Origin of the sequence: Hyphomicrobium sp. 99 (genome assembly GCF_000384335.2) — a bacterium.
Classification (GTDB): Bacteria; Pseudomonadota; Alphaproteobacteria; order Rhizobiales; family Hyphomicrobiaceae; genus Hyphomicrobium_B.
In genome coordinates this window covers 364,186-378,866 of record NZ_KQ031382.1, presented here as the reverse complement: position 1 = coordinate 378,866, position 14,681 = coordinate 364,186, and the positions used below count along the sequence as shown (strand labels likewise).

General features: G+C 57.9%; 14 protein-coding genes. 9 read left to right on the top strand and 5 right to left on the bottom strand.

Annotated features, from left to right (window positions below; translation table 11 throughout):
- Nucleotides 1-164: 164 nt before the first annotated feature.
- Nucleotides 165-803 (top strand): 2OG-Fe(II) oxygenase, encoded by a 639-nt coding sequence (locus G359_RS02175; RefSeq protein WP_045834796.1) that lies wholly within the window; start codon nt 165-167, stop codon nt 801-803.
- Nucleotides 804-862: 59 nt separating this feature from the next.
- On the opposite strand, the gene mdh is transcribed toward G359_RS02175, so the two are convergent.
- Both mdh and zapE read right to left on the bottom strand, forming a co-directional pair.
- Nucleotides 863-1,834 carry a malate dehydrogenase gene (gene mdh / locus G359_RS02170; protein ID WP_045834795.1) on the bottom strand — a complete coding sequence of 324 codons (972 nt, stop codon included), beginning with the start codon at nt 1,832-1,834 and terminating at the stop codon, nt 863-865.
- 160 nt (nt 1,835-1,994) lie between these two features.
- On the bottom strand, nt 1,995-3,098 hold the full coding sequence (zapE, locus tag G359_RS02165) for a cell division protein ZapE (RefSeq protein ID WP_045834794.1): 1,104 nt from the start codon (nt 3,096-3,098) through the stop codon (nt 1,995-1,997).
- A 287-nt stretch (nt 3,099-3,385) separates the two neighbouring features.
- On the opposite strand from zapE, the gene G359_RS02160 reads away from it, so the two are divergent.
- Nucleotides 3,386-3,982 (top strand): GNAT family N-acetyltransferase, encoded by a 597-nt coding sequence (locus G359_RS02160; protein WP_045834793.1) that lies wholly within the window; start codon nt 3,386-3,388, stop codon nt 3,980-3,982.
- A gap of 273 nt (nt 3,983-4,255) precedes the next feature.
- Nucleotides 4,256-4,381, top strand: a complete 126-nt coding sequence (locus tag G359_RS21010; protein WP_256363856.1) for a hypothetical protein — start codon at nt 4,256-4,258, stop codon at nt 4,379-4,381.
- A 267-nt stretch (nt 4,382-4,648) separates the two neighbouring features.
- On the opposite strand, the gene G359_RS20690 is transcribed toward G359_RS21010, so the two are convergent.
- Nucleotides 4,649-5,245: a C40 family peptidase gene (locus G359_RS20690; protein ID WP_197077515.1), complete on the bottom strand. Its 597-nt coding sequence runs from the start codon at nt 5,243-5,245 to the stop codon at nt 4,649-4,651.
- 340 nt (nt 5,246-5,585) lie between these two features.
- Between G359_RS20690 and G359_RS02150 the strand changes: the two genes are divergently transcribed.
- Both G359_RS02150 and ppk2 read left to right on the top strand, forming a co-directional pair.
- Nucleotides 5,586-6,611, top strand: coding sequence for an aldo/keto reductase (locus tag G359_RS02150; protein WP_045834791.1), 1,026 nt, complete (start codon nt 5,586-5,588; stop codon nt 6,609-6,611).
- A 112-nt stretch (nt 6,612-6,723) separates the two neighbouring features.
- Nucleotides 6,724-7,650, top strand: a complete 927-nt coding sequence (ppk2, locus tag G359_RS02145; RefSeq protein ID WP_045834790.1) for a polyphosphate kinase 2 — start codon at nt 6,724-6,726, stop codon at nt 7,648-7,650.
- A 48-nt stretch (nt 7,651-7,698) separates the two neighbouring features.
- Here the strand turns inward: ppk2 and G359_RS02140 are convergent, their stop codons facing one another.
- Nucleotides 7,699-8,637, bottom strand: a complete 939-nt coding sequence (locus G359_RS02140; RefSeq protein ID WP_045834789.1) for a hypothetical protein — start codon at nt 8,635-8,637, stop codon at nt 7,699-7,701.
- Nucleotides 8,638-8,766: 129 nt separating this feature from the next.
- Nucleotides 8,767-9,447, bottom strand: coding sequence for a YggS family pyridoxal phosphate-dependent enzyme (locus G359_RS02135; protein WP_045834788.1), 681 nt, complete (start codon nt 9,445-9,447; stop codon nt 8,767-8,769).
- Nucleotides 9,448-9,620: 173 nt separating this feature from the next.
- On the opposite strand from G359_RS02135, the gene G359_RS02130 reads away from it, so the two are divergent.
- From G359_RS02130 to G359_RS02115, 4 genes are all read left to right on the top strand, one after another.
- A complete protein-coding gene (locus G359_RS02130) occupies nt 9,621-10,025 on the top strand; it encodes a GlcG/HbpS family heme-binding protein (protein ID WP_045834787.1) in 405 nt (134 codons plus the stop codon).
- Between the two features lie 191 nt (nt 10,026-10,216).
- The gene (locus G359_RS02125; protein WP_082072760.1) at nt 10,217-11,335 is read left to right on the top strand and encodes a Fic family protein; all 1,119 of its coding nucleotides are present in this window, start codon (nt 10,217-10,219) and stop codon (nt 11,333-11,335) included.
- A 155-nt stretch (nt 11,336-11,490) separates the two neighbouring features.
- Nucleotides 11,491-14,115 carry a leucine--tRNA ligase gene (gene leuS, locus G359_RS02120; RefSeq protein ID WP_045834785.1) on the top strand — a complete coding sequence of 875 codons (2,625 nt, stop codon included), beginning with the start codon at nt 11,491-11,493 and terminating at the stop codon, nt 14,113-14,115.
- The gene (locus G359_RS02115; RefSeq protein ID WP_052699149.1) at nt 14,102-14,674 is read left to right on the top strand and encodes an LPS assembly lipoprotein LptE; all 573 of its coding nucleotides are present in this window, start codon (nt 14,102-14,104) and stop codon (nt 14,672-14,674) included. The genes leuS and G359_RS02115 overlap by 14 nt, the downstream gene beginning before the upstream one ends.
- Nucleotides 14,675-14,681 lie beyond the last annotated feature (7 nt).

The window sequence follows — 14,681 nt, the reverse complement described above, 5'->3', positions numbered from 1 at the left end:
ATTCTTTGTCATCATGCGCATCGCCGCTTTTTGCCCAAATTCGCAACCGTAAAGTTGCCGCTTACCGGTTTTTCCGGGGTGCGCCGAGACCGCCTCTTGAGTCGATCCCGCCCGCGCCGTAAATCCTTGTTCCATACTCGCTTAGTCAATAACGGGGAACGTCCATGACATTTGCATGCATCAACATCGACGGCCTGAAGGCGGCGCGTACCGGCCGTGACCCCTTCAATTTTCTCGTCGGAGAGAACTTCATTCAGCCGACTGTCGTCGAGCCCTTGAAAAAGGATTTTCCTGATCTCAAAGAACCGGGGTTTCTCACCGAGACGGACATCGGCGAGGGCATCCACGGCGCATTCCAGAAACTGCTCGCCGACCTCAAGAGCCCTGAGGTTTCGAAGATCGTGTCGGAAAAACTCGACATCGATCTCGTCGGCAAGCCGAAGATGATCACCATTCGCAAGCTCTCGGCTGCGAAGGACGGACGCATCCACACGGATGGCGAAGCCAAGATCGCGACGATGCTCACCTATCTCAATGATAAGTGGGATGGCACCGGCGCCGGTTGCCTCCGCGTTCTGCGCAACGACCACGATTTCGAAGACTACGTCGAGCAGATCAGCCCGCTCACCGGTACGGTCTTTGCGTTCCGGCGCTCCGACTTTTCGTGGCACGGCCATACGCCCTTCGTCGGCGAGCGCAGGGTCGTGCAGATGACGTGGCTCAGAAGCGAAGCCGATGTCGCGCGCAAGGAGAAGCGCGGCGCGCTTTCGCACAATCTCAAGAAAATGTTCAAGTTCGGCTGAGACCAAAACTCTTATCTGATCTTCTTGAGAGTGGCGTTCCAGCACGGTGCGCCACTCTTTCAGTTTTCAAGGGACGGGTTGATCTTTTTGCAGGCGTCGATGAGACCCTGTACGGACGCGACCGATTTCTCGAACATCGCCTTCTCCGCCTCGTCGAGTGACAGTTCGACGACCTTCTCTATTCCCCCCGCTCCGATGATCGCGGGCACGCCAACGTAGGTATCCTTCAATCCATATTCGCCGCTCAGGTAGGCGGCACAGGGCAGTAGGCGCTTCTTATCCTTGAGATAGCTCTCTGCCATGGCGATTGCAGAAGCCGCGGGCGCGTAGAAGGCCGAGCCGGTGCCGAGAAGAGCGACGATTTCGCCGCCGCCGCCGCGCGTGCGCTTGATCATGGCATCCAGGCTCTCCTGGCTGAAGAAGCCGAGCTTCACGCAATCGGGAAGCGGCACGCCACCGATCGTTGAATAACGGACCATCGGAACCATGTCGTCGCCGTGGCCACCGAGGGTCAGGGCGCGCACATCCTCGATCGAGACGCCTGCCGCTTCGGCAAGGAAGTGGGAAAAGCGGGCGCTATCGAGCACGCCCGCCATGCCGACGACCTTGTTCGCGGGCAATCCAGAAAACTTCTGAAGAGCCCAGACCATCGCATCGAGCGGGTTCGTAATGCAGATGACGAAGGCATTCGGGGCGTGCGTTTTGATTGCCGCGCCGACCTGCTCCATGACCTTCAGGTTGATGCCGAGGAGATCGTCGCGGCTCATGCCGGGTTTGCGAGGAACGCCGGCGGTGACGATGCAGACGTCGGCTCCGGCAATCGCCGCGTAGCCTTCGGGGCCCGTTCCCGAAATTTTGGCATTATATCCCTCGACGGCCGCGGTTTGCGAGAGATCCAGGGCTTTGCCCTTCGCGACACCTTCAATGATGTCGGTCATGACGATATCGCCGAGTTCCTTCAGGCCTGCCAAAAGGGCGAGCGTGCCACCAATCTGTCCCGATCCGATCAGTGCGATTTTGGTGCGCGCCATGTTGCTCCCCCGAAGGTCACTAAAAATGTAATTGCCGATTACGGCCGCGATGTCGTTGCTGCCTAATCAAATTCCTCGGGCCGTCAAGCGCAAGCCGCAACTTTCTTCTCAAAGTCTGATTGTGTGCGGTGAATCGCTACGATGGGACACGTTTGTTGGGTCAGTGGCGCGTTCGGCCGCCCGAATGGCCAGCCAGGTAGGCTTCAGATCGCATTTCGGTCAGTCGAGACGCGGTCCGCTGGAAGAGATCGGCTCCATCGCCCTTTGGATAAAGCGCGGACGGCTCGGCGGCAGCGGAGGCGATGAGACAGATGCGGGCATCATAAAGAGCGTCGACAAGGTTGATGAAGCGGCGCGCGACGTCCCGCCGATCGGGCGTCAGGATCGGAATGCCGTCAATAATGACGGTGTGGAAGGCGTGGCCGATGTGGATGTAGTCGTTTGCGCCCAATGGCAGGTCGCACAGGTCCGCGAAGTCGAAGCGGGCGACACCCATCGAGGCCATCGGTACTCGCACCTTGCGGCCTTTGACGTCGAGCGACTGCGGTTTTCCCGGATGGTTGCCCGTCAGCCGCTTCCAGTGTGCATCGAGCGCGGCCTTCGCCGATCCATCGATGGGGTAGAAGTAAAGCTTCGCGCCGGAAAGCTTATCGAGGCGGAAATCCTTCTTCGCACCGAGTTCGATCACTTTGACCTGCTGTTCGAGCGCCGATATGAAGGGCAAGAATAGCTGGCGATTGAGCCCGTTCTTATAGAGTTCGGACGGCCGCGCATTGGATGTTGCGACAATGACGGTGCCGGATGCGAACAGTGCCTCGAACAACCGGCCGAGGATCATGGCGTCGGCGATGTCCGTCACATGCATCTCGTCAAAGCATAGAAGCCGCGCCTCTTTGGCGATGCTTTCCGCGACCTGCGGGATCGGATCGCCATCGACGGTCCTTCTGGCTTCGCCGATACGGTCGTGCACGTCGGCCATGAATTCGTGGAAATGGGCGCGCCGTTTCGGCTCGAATGACGTCTCTTCAAAAAAGAGATCCATCAGCATGGTCTTGCCGCGGCCAACCGAACCCCAAATGTAAAGTCCCTTCGGAGCGGTGGGCGCCTTGCTGAAAACTTTCGCGAGCATGCCAGTTTTCGGCCGGTAGGTCGCTAGATCCCGATCGAGTTCGTCAAGACGTACTGCCAGTGCTGCTTGCGCCGCGTCGGGCTCGATCTCTCCTTCGGCGAGCCGCCGATTATATCCATCAATGATCGTCGCCATCCGGCCCCCATGAGTGACCCACTCTCGGTAGTCGGCCGGATGCAAGAGACGCAACAGAGATCGCCGCGGCGAATTGGATTGGGCGGATTGCCGCCCCGAGATCCGCCGGCAACTGCCAAGGCTCGCTTGAGGGCGAGAAGCACAGGGATCTGCGTTATCCGTCGCCTAAAAACGCAATGCTGCTGTGCAGCATTTCCTCTCGCTTCGGGCCGATAAATTCCCATTTTCAGGGACGTTACAAGCGCTTAGCGCGCGGCGGCGCGGCGCATGACGAGGAGACTGGATGAATGTTGAAAGAGGCCCATGGATCAAGCGAGGAGCAACTTGGATTCGTTCGGCGACTGTTGACCAGCGAAAGCTACTTGCTCGCCGAACATTTGCATCGCCTCGACCCGGAAGCGCGCCACCGCCGTTTCGGTCACGATGTTTCAGATGATTTCATCACGCGATATGCCTCGCACGCCGGCGATTTCGGCAATGTGACGTTCGGTTATTTCGTCGAAGGCGAATTGCGCGCCGTCGCGGAATTGCGTCCAGACAATCTTATGCATGGCTCGGGAGCCGAGGTTGCATTCTCGGTCGAGAAGCCGTTCGTCAATCGCGGGATCGCGACGCAGCTGATGGGCCGCGTGATACGCACCGCACGTAATCGCGGACTGCGCCATCTCATTCTCGTGTGCTTGCCCGATAACGCAAAGATGCAAGCGATTGCTCGTCATTATGGAGCTGAGATCAAGATCGAGGATGGCTCCGTCATCGCCGACATCATTCCAAAAGAGCCAGACTACCAGTCGTGGGTCGGTGAATTATTGGATGAGCCGATGACGTACCTGTACTCTGCGCTCGATCTGCAGAAACGCCTCCGAGGAGCAGCAGAAATATAATTGCGAAGTCGGGTTGGAGGGCGAATTGGGCAATTCAAATTGATTCAATTGCGGCGCAACTCGATGAATGCAGTGCCGTAATTCGCGTCTTCGAGTCGGTCGAAAGACCAATAGGCGTCGAAAAATAAGAAAAATTGAGTCATTCGCGCAACAGTTTGCGTTAATAAACGCCTTTTTGCCCGCGATTTCAAACTTCTCCGTCTACAAAGCTCTCGAATTTGCTCATGTTTGGGAAGTTCGAGCTGATTCGAACCCTAGAGGGAGACTAAAACTATGGCTAAGGCAGTTAAGGCAGCAAAGACCGTTGCGAAGCGCAAGAAACCCGTCGCCAAGAAGGCAGTCGCTAAGAAGACTGTCAAGAAGGCAGTCAAGAAGACGGCAAAGAAGAAGGCCGCCTAATTCCATTTCGCGTCCCGAAGCGCTGGACTGGGCACCTAGCCTTCGGACGCAAATGCAAATGGCGAACGGGCGCTCTACCAGCGCCCCTTTCTACCCAAATGGCCGGGCGACAGCGATAAGCGTCACCGGCCATAATTTTTTGCCGATATCGATAGCGGAATGGAGCATATCGGGTGGGCTATTCAGGAATAACGAACGGCTGCCTCCGGCTTTCAATCAACTCCGTGAAAATGAGCAGGCCGATTTCTCGACCTGCCCATATTGCCATTAGCCCGCGCGGAACACGGCGCCGGCGACCGACATCGGCCGCTCACGCACTGCGTTTCCGTCGTTGCCGGATTTGACGATCCACTGGCCGTTGGATGAACGGCCGGTGATCATGCCGACGTGATGCGGCCAGACGACCACGGCACCGACCTGCGGTCCGCTCGGACGTCCATAGTGCTTCCAGTTGGCAGCGAGATTGTATTCCGGACCTCCGCCCAACTGCGTACGCATCCACCAACCGCACCAAGCGCGCGGTTTGCCACCAAGGCTGGCGCCGCCAGCCGACGCAAATTTGCGTCCGCTGTAGGATCGGCCTTGTGCGTAATGACGCCGGCCACTGCCGCTATTGGCATAGTGACGACGCGTTCCCGAATGATACGCGTAACCAGATCCAGACCTACGGTGTGAATACTGACGATGGACAGAAGAGCGGCTACGCGATGCGTAGCGGGCTGTGTACTGCCGCTTGCTAGCGGAATGCTTATGGGTACGCTCGTAACGGTCACCCTTGTAACCGTGATAGGGGCGTGCCTCTGCCGATGTCATTCCGGCCAACCAGGCCAAGCACATCGCCACTGCGATTAAACTCAATCGCATACTAACTACTCCTTCACTTGTCTTCACAAACGGGGCGCACGAAGCGTCGTAATGGGGCGAAAACAAGGGAGGATTCGACGCGCGGCATATCGTCTTATTTTGGTACAACTGACGCGCGTGTGGGGATTTGCTTTTATTTATTAAAAAGTTAAGGCAAATAAACCAATTGCCGGAAAGGTCCGTGCGCTACCTTTGGTCGAGTAAATTGTGAAGTTTGCGTACGGAACGCCCCGATATGTGATCAATTTCTCACGTGGTATCCGGCGTTTTTTTCATCACCGCTGCGGCAACGCTCCGCATGCAGACGCCTCATTAACGATCAAATGGACAGGGGAACGCAATGGAACACCGTCGGCTCGGCGCATCCGGATTAACTGTTCCACTCTTGAGCTTCGGTGCAGCGACGTTCGGCGGCTCGGGCGAATTTTTCAGCGCTTGGGGTTCGACCGACGTCAAAGAAGCCCGGCGCATGGTCGATCTCTGCGTGGATGCCGGCGTCACTCTTTTCGATACAGCTGATATCTACTCGAACGGAAATTCCGAGACCGTGCTCGGCGAAGCCTTGAAGGGCCGCCGTGAGAAGGTTCTCATTTCAACGAAAGCGACGTTCCGTTTTGGCGATGAGCCGAACAATGTCGGATCATCACGCTTCCATCTTTTGAAGACGTGCGAACAAGCGCTGAAACGTCTGCAGACGGATCACATCGATATTTTTCAACTGCACGGCTTCGACGCTTTAACGCCGGCGGAGGAAGTTCTTTCGACGCTCGACCAACTCGTCCGTGAGGGGAAGATTCGCTACGTGGGCGTATCGAATTTTTCGGGCTGGCATCTGATGAAGTCGCTCGCGGTTGCGGATCGCTACGGCTATCCGCGCTATGTCGCGAACCAAACCTACTATTCGCTCGTCGGCCGCGATTACGAATGGGAGCTCATGCCTCTCGGACTCGATCAGGGGATCGGCGCGCTCGTTTGGAGCCCGCTCGGGTGGGGACGTCTCACCGGCAAGATCAGACGCGGACAGCCATTGCCGGAAACGAGTCGTCTTCACAAGACGGCCGAGCAGGGTCCGCCCGTTCCGAACGAGCACGTGTTCAAAGTTGTCGATGCCCTCGATGAGATTGCGAAAGAAACCGGAAAAAGCGTTCCGCAGATCGCTCTCAACTGGCTCTTCCATCGTCCAACCGTTTCAAGCGTTATCATCGGCGCGCGGAACGAGCAGCAATTGAAGGACAATCTCGGTTCGATCGGCTGGAATCTCACGGCCGAGCAAATCAAGAAGCTCGATGCAGCGAGCGAGACAGCGAAAGCCTATCCCTATTGGCATCAAGCGGGCTTCACTGAACGCAATCCATTGCCCATTTAGAATTCCGCTAGCGACGCCTACCCGCAAGCTTCGCCTACGCCGGGGCTTGTCACGGCATTGTCATCTGGCTCGCGAAAAGATCGCGGGAAATTCCGGCGCAGGTAATAGAGCAATGATCGACGAGCACGAAAAAAGCGAGCGGGCGAATTTGGCGCGTATCGAAGCGGAAATTGCCGACAGTTTCGACGAAGAACTCGAAATGGAAATGGACGACGGGCGACTTGAGCGGTTGCTCGATGGCTATGATCGCGATGGCGCGGCAGGCCTCGTCGATCGCCAAGTCTATTTCAAGGAACTCTTTCGGTTACAGCGTGAGCTGATCAAGCTTCAAGATTGGGTCGTCAATACCAGGGCCAAGGTCGTCGTCATTTTCGAAGGTCGTGACGCCGCCGGCAAAGGTGGCGTGATCAAGCGGATCACGCAACGACTTAATCCGCGTGTCGTCAGGGTCGTCGCATTGCCTGCGCCGAGCGAGCGGGAACGTTCACAGTGGTATTTTCAGCGGTACGTGCCGCATCTTCCGGCAGGCGGCGAAGTCGTGCTTTTTGATCGCTCCTGGTACAATCGCGCGGGCGTCGAGCGCGTCATGGGTTTCTGCACGGAGTCCGATCTTGAGGAATTCTTCCGCACAGTTCCGGAATTCGAGAAGATGCTGGTGCGCTCGGGAATCACGCTCATCAAATACTGGTTCTCGATTTCCGACGACGAACAGCATCTGCGATTCCAAATGCGGATCCATGATCCGATCAAGCAGTGGAAGCTCTCGCCGATGGATCTCGAGTCGCGGCGGCGTTGGGAGGATTACACCAAGGCCAAGGAGGCGATGCTCGAGCATACGCATATTCCCGAGGCGCGCTGGTGGGTCGTCCATGCGGATGACAAAAAGCGGGCGAGGCTCAACTGCATTCATCACCTGCTGAGCCAAATACCGTACCAAGATGTGCCGCGCGCGTCCGTCGTGCTGCCGGAGCGCGTGCATAATCCTGACTATAGTCGCGCGCCCGTTCCCGACGATCTTTACGTGCCTGCCATTTACTAGTCGGCGGCGCGCCGCTTCCCGCATCAATCCGCGCCGTAAAGCCGACTGTTAGCGAATGCGGCGCGGGTTCATATAGAGGTCGGCTTCCTGACGCTGAATGTCGGGCTTCAGGCGCCCGTCATGAATATCGCGCGCGAGTTTCCTGACGTGGCGGCGAGCACCGCCATTGAAGACGATCATGCCGGTGAAAAGCTTCATCACCATCAGCAGCCGCGGATCGGCGTGATCGCCACGCACTTTGCAACGCCATCTGCCGCCGATGGTGAAGATGGCGCCATCAATGTGGCCGACGTGCTCGCCGTGCTGATCGATGAGCGTGTAGTCGCCACCGAGATTGATGAAATCGCGCCGGAACCTGTAGAATTTCGGCTCGCCGCCTTCCATCAGGAAGAATGAGAAATTCTCAGGCATCAGCGGCCATTTGTGCGCCGAACGCTCGAGATAGACGATGTAATCGTCGGGACTCGTGTTGATGGAGTACGACATCACCGGCATGCCGCCGGCCGCGAGCGTTTGCTGCATGGAGCGGCCCAGCATCATGTCCATGCTGGCTTTCCAATTCAAAGTCTCGGAGAACAGCTTGAAGACGAGACGCTTGTCCATACCCGTCGCGCCATTCCAGAGCTCCTTGCGATAGCCCAGAACTCCGGTGCGCTGACCGTTCTCGATGATCTCTGCGAAGATGTCCATGTCGGTCGTGAATTGACGCGACTTGCCGCGATTGCGCTCTTTCTTCCAGAAGCCGAATTCGTACGAATTGAAATTCGTGATCCAGACCTCAACCTGAAAGTCGTGCCAGGTTTTGCGCGCCGCATTCGTCGCGTCGGATTTATTCTTCTCGAGCTTCGATACTGCAGTCTTGGCTTTGGAGGTTTCCTCCTGTTTCGCCTGCTCGAGCACTTCCGCGCGCGCGACATTCGCTGCATCCGAAGCCGCGGTGTTGGCCTCAGTCTCGGCGATATCTTTTTTCTGAGCAGATGAAGTCATGGTGGAGTTTACCTCGCGCGCGTCAACGCTCACACCTCGAGGTACAGCCTCGAGCGAATCACTTGAGGACCGTAGCACCGCGATCGCGCATCGCTGCGATTGCGAGCAAAATTGCCGTGGAAAGACGGATCAGCGACCGCCGAAAATGGCCGAACCCACACGGACATGCGTCGCGCCGAAGGCGATTGCGGTTTCGAAATCGCCGCTCATGCCCATGCTGAGGCCTTTGAGGCCCAGTTCGCTTGCGAGCTTCGCGAGGAACGCGAAATGCACTGCGGGCTCTTCCTCCAGCGGCGGAATGCACATGAGGCCTTTGATATCGAGTTTCAGATCCTGGCGGCAGAACGCGACGAAGGCTTCTGCTTCGCGCGGCATGATGCCGGCCTTTTGCGGCTCTTCGCCGGTATTCACCTGAACGAAGAGATCGAGGCTGCGGCCTTGCTTGGCCATTTCGTCGGCGACGGCGCGGGCGATCTTTTCGCGATCGATGGTGTGGATGGCGTCGAAAAACGCGACAGCTTCCTTCGCCTTGTTGGACTGCAGCGGGCCGATGAGGTGCAGTTTGACGTCAGGGAATTCGGCGCGGAGCGGCGGCCATTTGCGCTCGGCCTCTTGGACGCGATTTTCGCCGAATACCCGCTGCCCAGCTTCGATGACCGGGCGGATGGCCTCGGCATCGAAAGTTTTCGAAACTGCAACCAATTGAACGCTGTCCGCGTTACGGCCTGATGATTTCGTGGCCGCAGCAATCTCGTCGTTTACGCGCTTTAACCTGTCGACTGCGCTTTCCTGATAGTCGTTCTGTTGCACGCGCGTTCCTCGTTGGTCTCAAGCCTTTCCCATAGACATTCCCGCCCACGAGGAACAAGTGTCGCAATTCCGCGCGGGCTTTCCATATAGAAGGCCCGGATCGACAAATCCGACTTCGCTAACCGTCATTTTCACTCCCCTAACCTTAGACTGAAACTCGAGGAGCATCCCCTATGCTGAAACTCGCCGACGCACGCCGCATCATCGACGCTGCAGAAAAAAAGGCTAAAGAAATCGGTCAGCCCATGAACATCGCTGTGGTGGACGAAGGCGCGAACTTGATCTCGCACATCCGCATGGACGGCGCATGGCTCGGATCCATCAACATTGCGATCAACAAGGCGTTCACGTCCCGGGCCTTCAACATTTCGACGAAGGAACTGGCCGAGAATAGCCAGCCGGGGGACCAGTTCTTCGGCATCCATGTTTCCAACCACGACCGCGTCATGATCTTTGCCGGCGGCATTCCGTTGAAGGATTCGAAGGGCGAAGTGATCGGCGCGATCGGCGTTTCCGGTGGCAGCGGCGTGCAAGATCAGTCCGTCGCAGAAGCAGGCGCCAGCGCGCATACGTGCTAGAGCTGCTGCTACTAATATGCACTAATTTATCATATCTTAGTGCACATTCTGGAATACGGTCCCTAAGGCGGTGCATGTTAAGCAGAACATGCACCGTTTTTATATTTGTTAGTGCATATTAGCCTCGACACGCGCTGCTCAAGGGCATAAAACTCCAACATGCACTGATTTGTGCCTAAATGGGGCACGTTATGGCGACCAAGTTCGATCCGAAAATTCCCTTCAATGACCTGCCCCTGCTTCCGCCCGCTGAGGACATCGAAACCAAGGCCGTACTCAAGAAATGCATCGAAGCGACGCGCCAGCTCGAAGGATTACGCCAGGCTGCAAAGCGCATTCCCAACCAGGATGTGCTGATCAACAGCATTCCGTTGCGTGAAGCCAAGGACAGCTCGGCTATCGAGAACATCGTTACGACCAACGACAAACTCTTCCGTTTCGCGAGTGCCAACGATGAGCACGCCGATCCCTCGACCCGCGAGATCCTTCGCTACAGAACCGCGCTTCGCAACGGTTTCGACAATCTCAAGATCCGGCCTCTGACGGTGCAGACAGCTCTTACGCTCTGCCGCACAATCAAGGGCTATGACCTCGACGTGCGCGCGGTCCCCGGCACGACTCTCAGGAACCATGCGACGGATGAAGTCATCTATACGCCGCCTGAAGGGGCCGCCGTCATCAACGAAAAACTCCGCAATTGGGAACAATATCTGCACGAAGATAACGGCATCGATCCCATAATCCGCATGGCCATCGGCCACTATCAATTCGAGGCCATTCATCCATTTCCGGATGGCAACGGCCGCACCGGACGGGCGTTAAACATCCTCTATCTGATTGATCAAAAGCGGCTTGATCTGCCGATCCTGTATTTGAGTCAGTACATCAACGCGAACCGCGACAGCTATTATCGCCTGCTGACGGGTGTGACTACCAACGGTGACTGGGAGCCATGGATCCTGTTCATGCTCGAAGCAGTCCAATTCACCGCTCGTTGGACTACCGAGAAAATCGAAGCAGTCAAAGCTTTGATGGAGGAGACCGTGCGCCATGTGAAGTTGCGTCAGCCGCGCATTTATAGTCGCGAGTTGGTCGAACTTCTTTTCACCCAGCCCTACTGTCGTACGGGCGACGTGGTCGCCAGCGGCATAGCGAGCCGCAATATCGCGGCAAAATATTTAAAGGAGCTCGCGGCGGCAGACGTGCTCCTGCAGCGTAAGGACGGACGCGAGGTCCTCTACATCAACGTGAGGTTTCTCGACCTGCTGAAAAGCAATGAGCATGGATTTCAACCCTTTCCTGCTGCCTGACCACAATTCGGGCGATCCTTGTCATCTTGGTAAATATGCGGTCGAGATGCCGCGCATGACTCCACGCTATTTGAAATTCGCAAGGCTCTTGACCCGCTTTACCATTCGGGCTCTTTACGGCTTTCCACGAATTCTTGAACGAGATCCAAGGCCCCATGGCCACTGAACGTTACAACGCGGCCGAGCGCGAAAAACACTGGCAATCCGTCTGGGAGAAGGGCGAGATCTTTCGCGCCTCGGAAGATCCCAATCGCCCGAAATCCTACGTGCTCGAGATGTTCCCGTATCCCTCGGGCCGCATCCACATGGGCCATGTCCGCAACTACGCGATGGGCGACGTCGTCGCGCGCTATAAGCGGGCTCGCGGTTTCAACGTGCTGCACCCCATGGGCTGGGATGCCTTCGGCATGCCGGCGGAAAACGCGGCGATGGAGCGCAAAGTCCATCCCGGCGCTTGGACTTATGCGAACATCGACACAATGCGTGGACAGCTCAAATCGATGGGTTTGTCGCTCGACTGGTCGCGCGAGATCGCGACGTGCTCGCCGAGCTACTACAAGCATCAGCAGAAGCTGTTTCTCGATTTCCTGAAAAAGGGGATCGCCTACCGCAAGTCTTCGAAGGTCAATTGGGACCCGGTCGATCACACCGTTCTCGCCAACGAGCAGGTGATCGACGGACGCGGCTGGCGATCCGGCGCGCTCGTCGAGCAGCGTGAGTTGACCCAATGGTTCTTCAAGATCACCGACTATGCCGATGAGCTGCTGAGCGATCTGGATACGCTCGTCAACTGGCCGGAGAAGGTTCGCCTGATGCAGGCGAACTGGATCGGCCGCTCGGAAGGCATGCTCGTCCGGTGGGCTCTCGATCAGAAGACGGCACCGAAAGATTTCAGCGAGCTCGAAGTCTATACGACGCGGCCCGACACGCTCTTTGGCGCGTCATTTCTTGCTGTTGCGGCAGACCATCCGCTCGCGAAAGCGGCCGCTGAAAAGGATCAGAAGCTCGCCGAGTTCTGCGAAGAATGCCGCCGCATGGGCACCTCCGTCGCCGATATCGAATCCGCTGAAAAGCGCGGATACGACACGGGTATTCGCGCCGTGCATCCGTTCGACGACAGCTGGGAGCTGCCGGTCTACGTCGCCAATTTCGTGCTGATGGATTACGGCACGGGCGCCATCTTCGGCTGCCCGTCCGGCGACCAGCGCGACATGGATTTCGCGCGCCGCTACGATCTTCCCGTCGTCCCCGTGATCCTGCCGCCTGGCGAAAACGCCGAGACATTCGAGCTGACCAACAAGGCCTACGTCGACGACGGCACGTTGATCAATTCGCGTTTCCTCGACGGGCTTTCGACCTCTGCTGCCTTCGACGAAGCGGCGAAGCGTCTCGAAAAGCAGACGCTCGGATCGCGGCCCCAGGGCACCAGAAAAGTCAATTACAGGCTTCGCGATTGGGGCATCTCGCGGCAGCGCTATTGGGGCTGTCCGATCCCGATCATTCACTGCAAGACGCACGGGCCCGTGCCTGTTCCCGAGAAGGACTTGCCGATCGAACTGCCGGAAGACGCGACGTTCGATAAGCCGGGCAATCCGCTCGACCGGCATCCGACGTGGAAGCACGTCAACTGCCCGATCTGCGGTGAGCCGGCGGTTCGCGAAACCGACACGATGGATACGTTCGTCGATTCGTCCTGGTACTTCGTTCGCTTCACGGCGCCCGAGGCCAAGACGCCAGTCGATGTCGATGCCGCGCATTATTGGCTGCCGGTCGACCAGTATATCGGCGGCATCGAGCACGCGATTTTGCACCTTCTCTATTCGCGGTTTTTCGTGCGCGCGATGTGCGACACCGGGCACTTGTCATTCGCGACGAACACGCGGGAGCCGTTCGCTGCGCTCTTCACGCAGGGCATGGTGACCCACGAGACCTACAAGTCCGAGGACGGGGTGTGGCTCTTGCCGAGCGACATCCGGTTCGAAGGCGAGGGCGCCAATCGCCGGGCTATCGAGATTTCGACGGGCCGTCCTGCCGCGATCGGCGGCATTGAAAAGATGTCGAAGTCCAAGAAAAACCTCGTGGACCCCGACGACATCATCGCCCATTACGGCGCCGATTGCGCGCGCTGGTTCATGCTGTCGGACAGCCCGCCGGAGCGCGACGTCATCTGGACGGAAGCCGGCGTTGCGGGCGCGGGGCGCTTCATCCAGCGTGTCTGGCGAATCATTGAGGAGATTGCCGAAACGTATCCGGGCGAAAAAGGCCCGAAACCGGCTTCGTTCGGCCCGGAGGCCCTGGAAGTTCGCAAAGCCGCGCACCGGGCATTGGACGCCGTTGGCCGAGCCATCGAATCGCTGCGTTTCAACGTGGCGGTGGCGAACATCCACGAGTTCTCCAATGTTCTCCAATCGGGTTTATCCAAGCGGGGACCGGATGTTGCCTGGGCCGTTCGGGAGGCCGGCGAGCTTCTTGTTTTGATGATCGGCCCGATGATGCCGCATTTGGCTGAAGAATGCTGGGCGCGGCTCGGATACAACACGCTGGTCGCTAATGAACCTTGGCCAGCGCCAGAACCCGACCTGCTCGTTGACGATCAAGTCACCATTGCCGTACAGGTTAATGGTAAGCGACGGGACGAACTCGTGATTTCGCGCAGTGCGAAATCGGAGGAAGTTGAAGCGGCGGCCTTGCAGCTTGGATCGGTGGTGCGTGCGTTGGACGGACGGCCTCCGAAAAAAGTGATCGTCGTTCCGCAGAGGATCGTGAATGTCGTTGGTTGAGGGGCGGTTTGGGGGACGAGGCACGTGCAGCCTGACGGTTGCGCGCGGGCTCTTTGCAGCTTCAGCCTTCATTGCCCTTTCAGCGTTGGCGGGTTGTGGCGACGGTGGTTTCCGGCCTCTCTACGGCTCGGCGCTGATCAATGGCGCGGCCGTCACGGAGCGATTGGCTACCGTCGATGTCGCGCCCATTCCGGGTCGTGTCGGACAGCGCATCCGCAACGAGCTGATTTACCAGACGACCGGCGGTGGCTCTCCTAAACCGCCGCAGTACCGTCTCGACATCGCCATCCGCGAATCCGTCACGTCGATGCTCGTTGCCGTGGACGGAAACGCGGGTAGCCAGATCTACAGCGTCGACGCGTCCTACAGCCTCATCCGATTGTCCGACAAGAAAGTGGTTGCGAAGGGCACGAGCTACGGCCGCGCTTCGTTCGATCGCGTGTCGTCGATCTTCGCCAACGTCGAAGCCCGGCAGAACGCTGAAAACCGGGCAGCAGAGACAGTTGGCCAAGAGATCCAAACGCGGCTGCTTGCAGTTTTGTCGACCGGGAACGTGTAGCTCTGGT